This is a genomic window from Streptomyces sp. NBC_00466 (assembly GCF_041433995.1).
In the GTDB taxonomy this organism is placed as follows: Bacteria; Actinomycetota; Actinomycetes; order Streptomycetales; family Streptomycetaceae; genus Streptomyces.
The window spans coordinates 5,273,546-5,287,803 of record NZ_CP107896.1 but is presented as its reverse complement, the minus strand read 5'-3'; the positions used below and the strand labels follow the sequence as shown (position 1 = coordinate 5,287,803).

Below are 14,258 nucleotides of genomic sequence, written 5' to 3'. Positions count from 1 at the left end.
CCATCCCCCCATGACGCAGCAGACGCAGCAGCCCACCGGCGCGGCCACCGCATCCGGGGCCCGCACCCGATGGTGGCGGGACGCCGTCATCTACCAGGTGTACGTGCGGTCCTTCGCGGACAGCGACGGTGACGGCATCGGCGATCTGCGGGGCATCGAGGAGCGGCTGCCGTACCTCGCGGAGCTGGGCGCCGACGCGGTCTGGCTCACCCCCTTCTACGCGTCGCCGCAGGCCGACGGCGGCTACGACGTCGCCGACTACCGGGTCGTGGACCCGCTGTTCGGGACGCTGTCCGACGCCGAGTCGCTGCTGCACGCCGCGCACCGGCTGGGGCTGCGGGTGATCGTGGACGTGGTCCCCAACCACACGTCGGACCGGCATGTGTGGTTCAGGGAGGCGCTGGCGGGCGGCCCGGCCCGCGCGCGCTACCACTTCAGGCCCGGCCGGGGCGCGGACGGTGAACTGCCGCCCAACGACTGGCAGTCGGTGTTCGGCGGCCCGGCCTGGACCCGGGTGTCCGACGGCTCCTGGTACCTGCATCTCTTCGCCCCCGAGCAGCCCGACCTCAACTGGGAGAACGCCGAGGTGCGCGCGGAGTTCGAGTCGGTCCTGCGGTTCTGGCTGGAGCTCGGCGGGCGCGGCGTGGACGGGTTCCGTGTCGATGTGGCGCACGGCATGGTCAAGGCCGCCGGGCTGCCCGACATCGGCACCGCCGAGCAGGTGCGGATGATCGGCTCCCAGACGCTCCCCTTCTTCGACCAGGACGGGGTGCACGAGATCCACCGCTCCTGGCGGACGTTGCTCGACTCCTACCCGGGGGAACGCATCGGCGTCGCCGAGGCGTGGGCCCCGTCCGCCGGGCGCCTCGCCCTGTACGTACGCCCCGACGAACTGCACCAGGCCTTCAACTTCCAGTTCCTGCGGTGCCCCTGGGACGCGGCGGCGATGCGCGCGGTGGTGGACGACTCGCTGGCCGCGACGGCGTCGGTGGGCGCGCCCACCACCTGGGTGCTCTCCAACCACGATGTCGTACGCCATGTGACGCGGTACGGGGACGGCGAGGCCGGACTGCGCAGGGCCCGCGCCGCCGCGCTGCTGATGCTGGCGCTGCCCGGATCCGTCTACCTCTACCAGGGCGAGGAGCTCGGGCTGCCCGAGGTCACCGACCTGCCCGACGAGTTGCGCGAGGACCCGTCGTTCTTCCGCGGCGCGGGACAGGACGGGCTGCGGGACGGCTGCCGGGTGCCGATCCCCTGGACCGGTGAAGGACCTTCGTACGGATTCGGGGCCGGCCCGGGATGGCTGCCGCAGCCGGCGGACTGGGGAGAGCGTTCCGTGGCGGCGCAGACCGGGGACGCCGGATCCACACTGGAGCTGTACCGTGCCGCGCTCGCGCTCCGGCGCGAGGTGGACGGTCTGGGCGACGGCCCGATGAGCTGGCTCGAAGGGCCCGACGGGGTGCTCGCCTTCACCCGGCCGGGTTTCATCTGCACCGTCAACACCCTGCCGGGCGCTGTCGAACTGCGCGTACCGGGACGGCCGCTGCTCTCGTCGGCCGCCCCGGACATCTCCGGTGAATCGGTGCGCATTCCCGGTGATTCCTGCACCTGGTGGGCAATCTGACACGCGCCCGGTACAGTCCCATCCCATGACCGCACGGCTTGCCGACATCGCAACTCAGGCGGGGGTCAGCGAAGCGACGGTGAGCCGGGTCCTCAACGGCAAGCCCGGGGTAGCGGCGGCCACCCGCGAGTCCGTACTCGCCGCACTCGACGTACTCGGCTACGAACGTCCGGTACGGCTGCGCCGGCGGAGCGCGGGTCTGGTCGGTCTGATCACGCCCGAGCTGGAGAACCCGATCTTCCCGGCACTGGCCCAGGTCATCGGCCAGGCCCTGACCCGGCAGGGGTATACGCCGGTCCTCGCCACCCAGACACCCGGCGGCTCCACCGAGGACGAGCTCACCGAGATGCTGGTGGAACGCGGGGTCGCGGGCATCATCTTCGTCTCGGGACTGCACGCGGACACCACGGCCGACATGCGCCGCTACGAGCAGCTGCGCGCCCAGGGCGTGCCGTACGTCCTGGTCAACGGCTTCTCGCCGAAGGTGCAGGCGCCCTTCATCTCGCCCGACGACCGCGCGGCGATGCGGCTGGCCGTCACCCACCTCGCGTCGCTCGGCCACACCCGGATCGGGCTGGCGCTCGGACCGAGGCGTTTCGTGCCCGTGCTGCGCAAGACGGAGGGTTTCCAGGCCGAGATGCAGGCCAGGTTCGGGCTGTCGGCGGCCGAGAGCGAGGAGCTGATCCAGCACTCGCTCTACACGCTGGAGGGCGGCCAGGCGGCGGCGTCCGAGCTCATCGCGTCGGGCTGTACGGCGGTGGTCTGCGCCAGCGACATGATGGCACTCGGTGCCATCAGGGCCGCCCGCCAGCTGGGGTTCGACGTGCCGCGCGACATCTCGGTGGTCGGCTTCGACGACTCCCCGCTCATAGCGTTCACTGACCCGCCGATGACCACCATCAGACAGCCGGTCACCGCCATGGGCCAGGCAGCCGTCCGCACCCTGCTCGAAGAGGTGGGCGGCACCCCCGCCCCGCACAGCGAATTCGTCTTTATGACCGAGTTGGTAGTCCGTGGCTCCACGGCGGCCGCTCCGGGATCCTCGTCCGGCCCGGTATCCCGGGGCGAGGGCGTCAACAAGCCGTAGCGGGTGCGGGCGCGTCCCTCCCGAGGGATGATCTGTGGGTAGCCGAGTTTCTGGCAGACTCTTCCCCTATGGGTGAAACGACTGTGAAGACACTGGACGGCCATTCGGCCACCGCGTCACCCGTCGTGGCCAAGGAGCCTCACATCTCAGTCATCGGGCGTCTGCGTGCGCCTCGCCGCCCCCGCATCTGGTTCGAAGTACTGCTGATCGCGGTGAGTTACTGGGGTTACTCCCTGATCCGCAACGCGGTACCGGAGCAGAAGGCGGAGGCGCTGCGCAACGCGGACTGGATCTGGCGCGCCGAGCACTTTCTCGGTATCGCGGTCGAGCAGAACATCAACCATGCGCTGAATTCGGTGACATGGCTGATCATCGCGATGAACTACTACTACGCGACACTGCACTTCATCATGACCATCAGCGTCCTGGTCTGGCTGTTCCACTTCCATCCAGGGCGCTACGCGGCGGCCCGCCTGGCGCTCTTCGCGACGACCGCGGTGGCGCTGGCCGGCTACTACCTGTTCCCGCTGGCGCCACCGCGCCTGATGAACAACAGCCACTTCATCGACACGGTGCTGGTGCACGACACGTGGGGTTCGATGGCCTCGGGCAACCTCAAGAACATGTCGAACCAGTACGCGGCGATGCCCTCGATGCACATCGGCTGGTCCCTCTGGTGCGGCCTGATCATCTTCGCACTGGCCCGCGCCCCGTGGGTCCGGATCCTGGGCCTGCTGTACCCGGCCCTGACCCTTCTGGTGATCGTCGGGACGGCTAACCACTTCTGGCTGGACGCGGTGGGCGGCGTCCTCTGCCTGGCCTTCGGCGGGGGCCTCTCGTACGCCTGGTACGGAGCACTGCCGCACCGGCTCCCAAGGGTCCCGGAGAAGGTCAGAGCGGGCGGCACGTTCACCCAGGGCATCCACGGCACGCTGAAGCCGGTACCGGCAAAATCGGAGCGCTGAAGGCTGACGTCAGGGCTGTCCCACGCTGAGGCCGCACATCCGGCCCGCACAGCACCGCACCCGCACCCCGCCTACGCCCCGTAGAACAGCACCTCCATCACCCCGCGCGCACGCCTCGTCGCACGCCGGTAGTCATCCAGCATGTCGCCCACGTGCCCCGTCTCGTACCCCAGGTACCGGGCCATCGCGGCCAGCTCCCGCCCGTCCGATGGAAACGTGTCGCCGGCCCTCCCCCGCACCAGCATCACCGCGTTGCGGACCCGTGACGCCAGCACCCACGCCTCGTCCAGCGTCTGCGCGTCCTCCGTGGAGATCAGCTCCGCGGCGTGCGCGGCGGCCAGCGCGGTCCGGGTACGGGTGGTACGCAGCCCCGGCACCACCCAGCCGTGCTGCATCTGCAACAGCTGCACGGTCCACTCCACGTCACTGAGCCCGCCCCTGCCCAGCTTCGCGTGGAGCGTCGGGTCGGCGCCGCGCGGCATCCGCTCGGACTCCATCCGCGCCTTGAGGCGGCGGATCTCGCGTACTGCGTCGTCCCCGAGCCCCTCGACGGGATAGCGCAGCGGGTCGACCAGCTCGATGAAGCCGCGGCCCAGCTCCGCGTCGCCCGCCATCGGCTCGGCGCGCAGCAGCGCCTGGCTCTCCCAGACGCCCGACCAGCGCCGGTAGTACGCGGCGTAGGAGGCCAGCGTCCGCACCATCGGACCGCTCTTGCCCTCGGGGCGCAGATCCGCGTCGATGACCAGCGGCGGGTCGGTGGTCGGCAGCTGGAGGAGCCTGCGCATCTCGGCGACGACGGCGTTCGCGGCGCGGGCCGCCTCCTGGTCGCCCACGCCCTCCCGCGGCTCGTGCAGGAAGAGCACGTCGGCGTCGGAGCCGTAGCTCAGCTCGTGGCCGCCGAAGCGGCCCATGCCGATGACCGCGAACCGGGTGGGCAGGGTGTCGCCCCACTGCGCCCGTACGGCGGCCCGCAGCGCGCCCGCGATGGTGGCGGCGTTCAGATCGGTGACGGCGTTGCCGACCCGGTCGACCAATGCCCCGGGGTCGGATTCCGCCGGGTTCTCCTCGGTGCCGTACGAGCCGATGAGGTCGGAGGCCGCGGTACGGAACAGCTCGCGGCGGCGCACCCCGCGCGCGGACGCGACAGCGCCCTCGGGGGTCTCGGCGCGGCCGACGGCCGACAGGACCTCCAGCTCCAGGACCTCCCGGGGGCGCGGTTCGAGCCCGCCGCGCGCACCGAGCAGCGCGACCGCCTCCGGGGCCCGCAGCAGCAGGTCGGGGGCGAGCCGGCCGGCCGACAGGACCCGGGCGAGGTTCTCGGCGGCGGCACCCTCGTCCCGGAGCAGCCGCAGGTACCAGGGGGTCTTGCCCAGCGCGTCGGAGACCTTGCGGAAGCCGAGCAGCCCGGCGTCCGGGTCGGCGGAGTCCGCGAACCAGCCGAGCAGCACGGGCAGCAGGGTGCGCTGGATGGCGGCCTTCCTGGAGACCCCGGAGGACAGCGCCTCCAGATGCCGCAGGGCGCCGGCCGGGTCCGCGTAGCCGAGCGCTTCGAGGCGCTGGCCCGCCGCCCTGGGGCTGAGCCGGATCTCGCCGGGCGCGAGCTGCGCGACGGCGTCCAGGAGCGGCCGGTAGAAGAGCTTCTCGTGCAGCCGCCTCACGACCGCCCCGTGGCGCTTCCACACCCTGGTGAGTTCGGCGACGGGATCGGTGCGCAGTCCCAGCGAGCGCCCGAGCCTGCGCAGGTCCGCCGGCTCGTCCGGCACCAGGTGGGTGCGCCGGAGGCGGTACAGCTGGATCCGGTGCTCCATGGCCCGCAGGAAGCGGTAGGCCGCGTCGAGCTGCGCCGCGTCGGTCCTGCCCACGTAGCCGCCGGCCGCCAGGGCCGCCAGGGCGTCCAGGGTGTTGCCGCTGCGCAGGGTCGCGTCGTTGCGGCCGTGCACGAGCTGGAGCAGCTGGACGGCGAACTCCACGTCCCGCAGCCCGCCGGGCCCGAGTTTCAGCTCGCGCTCGACGAGCGCCGGGGGGATGTTGTCGATGACCCGGCGGCGCATCTTCTGGGCGTCGGCGACGAAGTTCTCCCGCTCGGACGCCTGCCACACCAGGGGCCCGACCGCTTCGGTGTACTCAGCACCGAGCGCCGGGTCGCCCGCCACCGCGCGGGCTTTCAGGAGCGCCTGGAACTCCCAGGTCTTGGCCCAGCGGTCGTAGTACGCGAGATGGCTGGAGAGCGTACGGACCAGCGGTCCGTTGCGTCCCTCGGGCCGCAGGTTCGCGTCGACGGGCCAGATGGTGCCCTCGATGTTGGTGTCGGAGCAGATCCGCATGAGGTGTGCGGCGAGCCGGGTGGCGGCCTGCATCGCCCCGGCCTCGTCGGCGGCCTCGCCGATGACGGTGGGCTCGACGGGCTCCGCGACGAAGATGACGTCCACGTCGGACACATAGTTGAGCTCGTGGCCGCCGCACTTGCCCATCGCGACGACGGCGAGGCGGCAGAGCGCGGCGTCCTCGGGGGCCGCGGCCGACGCGATGGCGAGGGCCGCCCGCAGGGTGGCGGTGGCCAGGTCCGCCAGTTCGGCGGCGGCCTCCCGCACGTCGGTCGTGCCGCAGACGTCCCGGGCCGCGATGGCCAGCAGACACCGCCGGTAGGCGATCCGCAGCTCCACCGCGTCGGTCGCCCCGGCGAGCCCGTCCTCGAACTCGGGAACGCCGGGATGCAGATCGGACGTCTCGTACGTGACAAGGGCGTGCCAGTCGTGCGGGTGCCGCGCCAGGTGGTCACCGAGCGCCTCGGACGCGCCGAGCACCCCGAGGAGCCGGTCGCGCAACGGCTTGGCCGCGATCAGCGTGTCGAGCAGCGTCTGCCGTTCGTCGGGCTGCTGGGCCTCGACCATGCGGACCAGGCCGTGCAGGGCGAGGTCCGGGTCGGCGGTGGCGCCGAGCGCGTCGAGCAGGACGGAGTCGTCGCGTACGGACGCCAGCTCGGGGGCGTCGAGCAATCGCTCGGCCGCGGCGGGGTCGGTGAAACCGTGCCGGAGCAGCCGGGTGAACGTACTGCCTCTGCGTCCCGGCACGCTCATGCTGCCGCCTCTCGTCACGTGGCACCCGGTTGCTCGGAACACCGGTTGATCGAAGTCCGGTTCCGAGCGTAGTCGCAGCGGGCTGCGGTGGCGCTGCCACGTGGTGTGACGCGGCGCTCAAGGGGGCGCTCAACGGGGCAAGAGGGCGGGCGGCCGGAGAACCGGCTGCCCGCCGGGAAGCACGGGGTCCGCGGTGGCCGCTACTGCCCGATGCCGTTCTCCTCCGTGGCGCCGGAGGCGTCCAGGGTCACCTTGGCGATGGACTGGCAGGTGTCGCTGAGGCTGGACGAGTGGTAAGTGCCCTTGCCCGCGCTGGTGGTGGGGATGCCGAACAGCAGCTTGGAGTACTTGGCGTCGGCGCAGACGGTGGCGGGGTTGTTCCAGTCGAAGTACTCGGTCCAGCTGTCGAAGCTGGACCCGGCCATCGGATGGTCGCCGTCGATCTTGATGTTCCCGAGGACCGTGGTGGTGCCCGCGGTCCTGTCGACGATGGAGTACTTCCAGTACGAACCGGACTGCTGCGCCGCCTCCATCGCGTACTGGTGCCCTTCGACGGGGCGCTGGTCGAGCCGGCAGGTCTTGCCGGTGCCGCCCTCGTCGAAGTCCTGGCAGTAGGTGCCGGAGCCGCCCGCGGTGGCCTCCGTGCCGTTCCAGATCGAGACGAGGAACATCCCGCCGCCGTCGGCGTGGGTCTGGAACCCCATGTACCCGGAGGCCCCGCTGCCCGCGAAGCCGAACTGGGTCGACCAGTAGGCGTTGTAGTTGCCGGGCGAGTGCTGGAGCGTCATCGGGATCGAGACCGATGTGACGTCGGAGGGTGCGCTCCAGTAGGCGTACGTCCCGGGAGTCTGCCCGGTGCCGGCGGCCTGTACGGGAGCCGCGGGCCCCATGAGCAGCACGGCGGCGCCCGCCGCCGCGGCCAGTGTTCCGGTGGTGAGCAGGTGCCGCATCCGCATGTGTGTCTCCTGTGTGGGGGTGGAGAGTGCACTGGTGGCGTTACGTGGCTGTGCGGCCGGGTGAGTGGTTCTGTTCACCGGCGGCGTTGAAGAAGCACGTTCACGCACCAACTGACGTCTCGTCAACAGCTGGCGACCGACCGGCGACAAAAGGACAAGTGCCGCACCCTCAAAGTCCAAGAGCCACCGGAAGCCAGAAGTCCCGCCCGGTCGTGCGCCCGGGCGGGACTCTTCGTGCGGAACGCTTCGTGCGGAACGCTTCGTGCGGAACGCTTCGGGAGGCGGCTACAGCACCGGCAGATTCTTCCGCGGCGCGAGCACGAGTCGGACCGGCGCCGCCGCATCGTGAGCGTCACCAGCAGCACGCGGCCGACCATCACCGAATGGCTCGCACGCGGGGCCGGCGCGTAGCAGCAGGCACCGGAACCGCTGACGCCCAGTCAGCGGTGCATGGCCGGCGGCACGTTGGCCGCCTAAGAGAACGCGATGGCGCGTGCCGGGGACGACTGACCGCGCCATCGATCCGGCACAGGCGTCAAAAGCCGCGTCACAGCCAGCCCGCCTTCCCGATCACCTCGGCGGCGGCCTCAGTGACCGAGAGCGTGGTGGCGTCGGTGGTGAAGTCATCGACTGCCGCTCGTTCCAGGATCCCGGCCAGTTCGCCGGCCCTGGCCAGATGCCAGCCCAACGCTTCGGGCTCGTTCTCGTGGCGTCGCTCGAGTCGCTGACGGATGACGGGCAGGTCGACTTGCAGCCGGCACACCGAAAGCTCGATACCGATCGCGTCGGCGCACAGCTTCCGGCCCTCCATGTCCTCGATCACGCCGGCGATGACCAGCCGAACCGCGCCGGCGGCGAGGTAATTGCCGGCGATACTGCGCAGATTCCGCAGCATCATGCCGACGTTGAAGCGGTCCCCCGAGGGCCTCGGCCAGGACCGCCTCAGCCAGTCGAGGTCGATGACGGCGTTGGCCACGCCGGCGTCGGTGAGAAGGCCGCCCACGCTCTCGGCCACCGATGTCTTGCCCACGCCGACAGTGCCGTTGATCAGGAGGGCACCGGGCTCGGAAGAACGTTCTGCACACATGCGCGGGACTCTATGGCCCAGTGGCCGCGGACTCACCCCCCGTCCGGCACGAAACCGCTCGTGAGCGGCCGTTCCGGGCTCGCACCTGTGAAGCGCGCGCCCGGAACGTCACCGGACAGAGAACCGCTCTGTCCAGCCCCTACAGCACCGGCAGGTTCTTCCGCAGCTCAAAAGCGGTGACCTCGGAGCGGTACTCCTCCCACTCCTGCTTCTTGTTCCGCAGGAAGAAGTCGAAGACATGCTCGCCGAGCGTCTCGGCGACCAGTTCGCTGCGCTCCATCAGCTCGATCGCCTCGCCCAGGTTCTGCGGCAGCGGCTCGATGCCCATCGCGCGGCGCTCCGAGTCGGAGAGCGCCCATACGTCGTCGTCGGCGCCTGCCGGGAGTTCGTAGCTCTCCTCGACGCCCTTGAGGCCCGCCGCGAGCAGGAGCGCGTACGTCAGGTACGGGTTGGCCCCGGAGTCGATGGAGCGGACCTCGACCCGCGCCGAGCCGGTCTTGCCCGGCTTGTACATGGGGACGCGGATCAGCGCGGAGCGGTTGTTGTGCCCCCAGCAGATGTACGAGGGGGCCTCGCCGCCCGCCCCCGCGCTGCGCGCCGAGCCGCCCCAGATGCGCTTGTAGGAGTTGACCCACTGGTTGGTGACCGCGCAGACCTCCGCGGCGTGCGTCAGCAGGCCCGCGATGAAGGACCGGCCCACCTTGGAGAGCTGGTACTCGGAGCCCGACTCGTAGAAGGCGTTGCGGTCGCCCTCGAAGAGGGAGAGGTGAGTGTGCATGCCCGAACCGGGGTACTCGCTGAACGGCTTCGGCATGAAGGTGGCCTGCACGCCCTGCTCCAGCGCGACCTGCTTCATGACCAGCCGGAAGGTCATGATGTTGTCGGCGGTCGACAGCGCGTCGGCGTACCGCAGATCGATCTCCTGCTGGCCCGGCGCGCCCTCGTGGTGGCTGAACTCGACGGAGATGCCCATGGATTCGAGCATGGTGATCGCCTGGCGGCGGAAGTCCATGCCGACGTTCTGCGGAGTGTGGTCGAAGTAGCCGGAGTTGTCGGCGGGGGTGGGGCGGGTGCCGTCGAGCGGCTTGTCCTTCAGGAGGTAGAACTCGATCTCCGGGTGGGTGTAGAAGGTGAAGCCCAGGTCGGAGGTCTTGGCAAGGATCCGCTTCAGCACATAGCGGGGGTCGGCGAAGGACGGGGAGCCGTCCGGCATCAGGATGTCGCAGAACATCCGGGCGGTACCGGGAGCCTCCGCGCGCCACGGCAGGATCTGGAAGGTACTGGGGTCCGGCTTGGCGATCATGTCGGACTCGTAGACGCGTGCGAAGCCCTCGATGGCCGACCCGTCGAAACCGATGCCCTCGTCGAAGGCCTGCTCCAGCTCGGCGGGTGCCACGGCGACCGACTTCAGGAACCCGAGCACGTCGGTGAACCACAGGCGCACAAAGCGGATGTCGCGCTCCTCCAGCGTACGGAGCACGAATTCCTGCTGTTTATCCATACCGTTCCTACCTATCCTTGCTGGTCAGCCACCTGCTCCCACGCCTCCGGAGTCCCCGGGGCTCATGAGCATCCCACCACACGATTTCCAGCATGTTGCGAACCCTCGTCCGAACATCTGACCCCGTTCGGGTGTACCGCAGCTTCCATTGTGGGTCACGTCGAGGCCCTGAACGAGTCAGGGCCTCCGCCCTCCCGGACGGCCCTCCGTGAGGGCGGGGAGCAGGACGAAAACCCCTCGTACGGTGTTGGGGTTGCGCGGGCTCACAGCGCCGTCAGGCCCGCCCACCGGAGCACGGTTCCGCGGCGATCGCACACTTGTGCACCCTTCGTCCGCCTCCGTACGCCAGTGCCCCGGCCGAGTGCCGCGCTTCCACTGCCCGGTCCCTGTGCCATGCCGCCTGCCCCGCCATTACGATCTGAGCCCCCGGACCGCCCCTATCCCACCAGGACTTGAGGACTCATCGATGGCTTCGACGCAGGGCTCGAAGAACGATCGCAAGACCCGAATAGAGGAGATGCGCCGCGCCGAGAGGTCGCGCGAGCGCCGTGTCCGTATCGCCGTGATCACGGTGGCGGCGGTCGCCGTGGCGGGGCTGGTCGGCTTCGGCACGTATCTCGTCAGCAACAGTCCGGGCTCGGACAGCACCACGTCCGAGAGCAAGGCGTCCGACAGCACGGCGGACGGCGCGACGACAGCCGGGCCCATCAAGGGTGAGAAGGACTGGGACATCAAGAAGCTCGGCCGCACCCACGTCACCACGAAGGTGACCTACCCGATGACGCCGCCGGTGGGCGGGAACCACAACCAGGTCTGGATGGACTGCAACGGGAACGTCTACACCAAGCCGCTCCCCGACATGAACGCCGTCCACTCGCTGGAGCACGGCTCGGTCTGGGTCACCTACACGGACAAGGCCCCGGCGGCCGACGTGAAGAAGCTCGGCGCGAAGGTGTCGAGGACCCCGTACTCGCTGATGAGCCCCTACCCGGGCCAGTCGGGTGCGATCATGCTCAGCGCCTGGGGCAAGCAGGTCACCGTGGACGGCGCGGACGACCCGAGGGTGAACCAGTTCTTCACCAAGTACGTGCAGGGCCCGCAGACCCCGGAGCCGGGCGCGGCGTGCACGGGCGGGCTTGACGGCCAGTGAGCAGGAGCACGCGGCTGATGGCCGTCGCCGCCGCCGTTCTCGTCCTGCTCTGCGTTGCCGCCGCGACGATGGCGTTCACCACGGGTCACGACCCGCACGCCGGGCACACCGGTGCGGGCGCCGCGCGGACGCCCACCGCGGGCTCGGCGGACGCCGGTTTCGCCCGTGACATGTCGGTCCACCACCAGCAGGCCGTGGAGATGTCGTTCATCGTGCGGGACCGCACGGACAACGCCGATGTGCGCCGCCTCGCGTACGACATCGCCAACACCCAGGCCAACCAGCGCGGCATGATGACGGGCTGGCTGAACCTCTGGGGGCTGCCGGTGAGCGACGCGGACCGGCTGCCGATGCAGTGGATGGGGATGGGCCAGGAACCTCCCACCGACGGGGCGTTGATGCCTGGCATGGCCACCACGGCCCAGCTCTCCGCCCTGCGGAAGCTGAGCGGCAGGAAGGCGGAGATCCGCTACCTCCAGCTGATGACGGCCCATCACAAGGGCGGCATCCACATGGCGGAGGGGTGTGTGCAGCTCTGCAAGGTCGGCACGGAGAAGAAACTGGCCCAGGGCATGGTGGCCGCCCAGCAGTCCGAGGTGCAGCTCATGGCCGATCTGCTGAAGGAAAGGGGCGCTTCGGCAACAACGGGATCAACTGCCGGTTCATGACCGTTCCTTGAGCTCTTCTTGGTCATCGCATGCCCCTGGCGTGAGCTGTTCATCGGGCAGGGTGTGGCGTACACGCACACCTGCGACGAACCGCAACACAGGGGGTTCCATGAGATCCAGCCGCTCGAAAATGCGCGCCGGGCTGAGCGTGGCAGCGACACTGCCACTGCTCGCCGGCGCGCTGGCTCTGTCCATACCCAGCGCCAACGCCGACTCCGGTACGGGCAGCCGCCACGCACTTCAGGGCACCAAGCCGCTTTGGGCGAAGGCCTCCGCCGACCGTGGCGCCAGCGCGGACTCGGGCCAGGTGAACGCCCGCGTCTATCTGGCCGGGCGTGACGCCCAGGGCCTGGCAGCGTACGCGAAGGAGGTGTCGGACCCGCAGTCCGCCTCCTACGGCAAGTACCTGAGCGCGAAGCAGGCCAAGGCCCGCTTCGGCACGACGCCCGAGCAGATCAAGCAGGTCACCTCCTGGCTGAAGTCCTCGGGCCTGAAGGTCACCGGGACCAACCAGCACTACGTCTCGGTCAGCGGTGACGTGAGCGCGGCCGAGAAGGCGTTCTCGACGCAGCTGCACAACTACCGCAAGGGCAGCAAGACCTACCGGGCCCCGACGTCGACGGCCTCCGCGCCCGCTTCCCTCCGGGGTGCGGTGCTGACGGTGGTGGGCCTCGACAACGCCCCGCACAACGTGAAGCACGACACCACGACGCTGCCCCCGCCCAGCGCGGTCTTCAAGAACGCCGGGCCGATGTCGTCGTACTACGGCCAGAAGGTCGACAAGAAGCTTCCGAACGCGTACGGCCAGAAGGCCCCTTACGCGATCAAGGGCTACACCGGCAAGCAGCTGCGCTCCGCGTACGGCGCGGGCGACAAGACCGGCAAGGGCGTCACGGTCGCCATCACGGACGCCTACGCCTCGCCGACCATCGCGCAGGACTCGGCCAAGTACGCCCAGCGCAACGGCGACAGCGCGTACGCCAAGGGTCAGCTCTCGCAGGTGCTGCCGAGCGACTACACCGACATCGACGAGTGCGGCGCGGCCGGCTGGTACGGCGAGGAGACCCTCGACGTCCAGGCCGTGCACGCGGTGGCACCCAAGTCGGACATCGTGTACGTCGGCGCCGCTTCCTGCAACGACGACGCGCTGCTCGACTCGCTCGGCAAGGTCGTCGACAACCACCTCGCCGACATCGTCTCCAACTCCTGGGGCGACATCGAGGCCAACGAGACCCCGGCCGTCGCGGCCGCCTACGACCAGGTCTTCCAGCAGGGCGCCGTCGAGGGCATCGGCTTCTACTTCTCCACCGGCGACAACGGCGACGAGGTCGCCAACACCGGTACGAAGCAGGTCGACACCCCGGCCAACTCCGCCTGGGTGACGGCGGTCGGCGGTACCTCGCTCGCCGTCGGCAAGGGCGACAAGTACCAGTGGGAGACCGGCTGGGGCACCCTGAAGTCGACCCTCTCGGCCGACAAGAAGACCTGGACGGCCTTCCCCGGCACCTACAACGGCGGCGCGGGCGGCGGTACCAGCAAGACCGTGGCGCAGCCGTTCTACCAGCGCGGTGTGGTGCCCGGGAACCTCGCCACGTTCAACGGCAAGAAGCCCATGCGCACCATTCCGGACATCTCGGCGATCGCTGACCCGAACACCGGTTTCCTGGTGGGCCAGACGCAGACCTTCCCGGACGGTTCGCAGCAGTACAGCGAGTACCGCATCGGCGGCACCTCGCTGGCGGCTCCGGTGATCGCGGGCATCCAGGCGCTGGCGCAGCAGGCGCAGCACGGGGTTCCGATCGGGTTCGCCAACCCGTCGATCTACTCCCGCTACGGCACGTCGGCGTACCACGACGTCACCGACCACCCGCTGGGCGCCGGCCGCACCCAGTCGGTCGTCCGGGTCGACTTCGCCAACAGTGTCGACGCGAGCGGCGGTCTGCTGACCTCGCTGCGGACGCTCGGCGCGGACTCCTCGCTGGTCGCCACCGTCGGCTACGACGACGTGACGGGTGTCGGCAGCCCGGGACGGACGTACATCAGCTCGTACGCCCGTCGCTGACCGCCACCGGCTGTCACTGCCGCCCGCCCCACCGCGGGCCGTAGCAACGGACGCCGCCCCGCCCCCTGCAACCCCGCATCG

The 14,258-nt window shown here is 70.1% G+C and carries 10 protein-coding genes; 6 read left to right on the top strand and 4 right to left on the bottom strand.

Going from position 1 to position 14,258, the window contains the following annotated elements:
• The first annotated feature begins 10 nt into the window (after positions 1 to 10).
• The 3 genes from OG210_RS23800 (at position 11) to OG210_RS23790 (ending at position 3,676) form a co-directional block, all read left to right on the top strand.
• On the top strand, positions 11 to 1,624 hold the full coding sequence (locus OG210_RS23800; protein ID WP_328325873.1) for an alpha-amylase family glycosyl hydrolase: 1,614 nt from the start codon (positions 11 to 13) through the stop codon (positions 1,622 to 1,624).
• A 25-nt stretch (positions 1,625 to 1,649) separates the two neighbouring features.
• Positions 1,650 to 2,711, top strand: coding sequence for a LacI family DNA-binding transcriptional regulator (locus OG210_RS23795; protein ID WP_328325875.1), 1,062 nt, complete (start codon positions 1,650 to 1,652; stop codon positions 2,709 to 2,711).
• Between the two features lie 68 nt (positions 2,712 to 2,779).
• On the top strand, positions 2,780 to 3,676 hold the full coding sequence (locus tag OG210_RS23790) for a phosphatase PAP2 family protein (RefSeq protein ID WP_328325877.1): 897 nt from the start codon (positions 2,780 to 2,782) through the stop codon (positions 3,674 to 3,676).
• A 71-nt stretch (positions 3,677 to 3,747) separates the two neighbouring features.
• Here OG210_RS23790 and OG210_RS23785 read toward each other — a convergent pair whose 3' ends face one another.
• The 4 genes from OG210_RS23785 to OG210_RS23770 form a co-directional block, all read right to left on the bottom strand.
• Positions 3,748 to 6,753 (bottom strand): bifunctional [glutamine synthetase] adenylyltransferase/[glutamine synthetase]-adenylyl-L-tyrosine phosphorylase, encoded by a 3,006-nt coding sequence (locus OG210_RS23785; RefSeq protein WP_371538610.1) that lies wholly within the window; start codon positions 6,751 to 6,753, stop codon positions 3,748 to 3,750.
• Between the two features lie 200 nt (positions 6,754 to 6,953).
• Entirely contained in the window at positions 6,954 to 7,709 is a 756-nt protein-coding gene (locus OG210_RS23780) for a DUF3472 domain-containing protein (protein ID WP_328325881.1), read from the bottom strand.
• A 547-nt stretch (positions 7,710 to 8,256) separates the two neighbouring features.
• Positions 8,257 to 8,796, bottom strand: coding sequence for an AAA family ATPase (locus tag OG210_RS23775; RefSeq protein WP_328325883.1), 540 nt, complete (start codon positions 8,794 to 8,796; stop codon positions 8,257 to 8,259).
• Positions 8,797 to 8,935: 139 nt separating this feature from the next.
• Positions 8,936 to 10,297: a glutamine synthetase family protein gene (locus tag OG210_RS23770; protein WP_328325884.1), complete on the bottom strand. Its 1,362-nt coding sequence runs from the start codon at positions 10,295 to 10,297 to the stop codon at positions 8,936 to 8,938.
• 466 nt (positions 10,298 to 10,763) lie between these two features.
• Here OG210_RS23770 and OG210_RS23765 point away from each other — a divergent pair, with 466 nt between their 5' ends.
• The 3 genes from OG210_RS23765 to OG210_RS23755 all read left to right on the top strand — a co-directional run bounded on the left by OG210_RS23765 (position 10,764) and on the right by OG210_RS23755 (position 14,177).
• A complete protein-coding gene (locus tag OG210_RS23765; RefSeq protein WP_328325885.1) occupies positions 10,764 to 11,447 on the top strand; it encodes a DUF3105 domain-containing protein in 684 nt (227 codons plus the stop codon).
• Between the two features lie 17 nt (positions 11,448 to 11,464).
• A complete protein-coding gene (locus OG210_RS23760) occupies positions 11,465 to 12,115 on the top strand; it encodes a DUF305 domain-containing protein (RefSeq protein WP_371538607.1) in 651 nt (216 codons plus the stop codon).
• Positions 12,116 to 12,224: 109 nt separating this feature from the next.
• A complete protein-coding gene (locus OG210_RS23755) occupies positions 12,225 to 14,177 on the top strand; it encodes a S53 family peptidase (protein ID WP_328325887.1) in 1,953 nt (650 codons plus the stop codon).
• The last annotated feature ends 81 nt before the right edge of the window (positions 14,178 to 14,258 follow it).

Coding starts and splice junctions, on each gene's coding strand:
- OG210_RS23800 (WP_328325873.1), top strand. CDS start 11: ATGACGCAGCAGACGCAGCAGCCCACCGGCGCGGCCACCGCATCCGGG.
- OG210_RS23795 (WP_328325875.1), top strand. CDS start 1,650: ATGACCGCACGGCTTGCCGACATCGCAACTCAGGCGGGGGTCAGCGAA.
- OG210_RS23790 (WP_328325877.1), top strand. CDS start 2,780: ATGGGTGAAACGACTGTGAAGACACTGGACGGCCATTCGGCCACCGCG.
- OG210_RS23785 (WP_371538610.1), bottom strand. CDS start 6,753: ATGAGCGTGCCGGGACGCAGAGGCAGTACGTTCACCCGGCTGCTCCGG.
- OG210_RS23780 (WP_328325881.1), bottom strand. CDS start 7,709: ATGCGGATGCGGCACCTGCTCACCACCGGAACACTGGCCGCGGCGGCG.
- OG210_RS23775 (WP_328325883.1), bottom strand. CDS start 8,796: ATGTGTGCAGAACGTTCTTCCGAGCCCGGTGCCCTCCTGATCAACGGC.
- OG210_RS23770 (WP_328325884.1), bottom strand. CDS start 10,297: ATGGATAAACAGCAGGAATTCGTGCTCCGTACGCTGGAGGAGCGCGAC.
- OG210_RS23765 (WP_328325885.1), top strand. CDS start 10,764: ATGGCTTCGACGCAGGGCTCGAAGAACGATCGCAAGACCCGAATAGAG.
- OG210_RS23760 (WP_371538607.1), top strand. CDS start 11,465: ATGGCCGTCGCCGCCGCCGTTCTCGTCCTGCTCTGCGTTGCCGCCGCG.
- OG210_RS23755 (WP_328325887.1), top strand. CDS start 12,225: ATGAGATCCAGCCGCTCGAAAATGCGCGCCGGGCTGAGCGTGGCAGCG.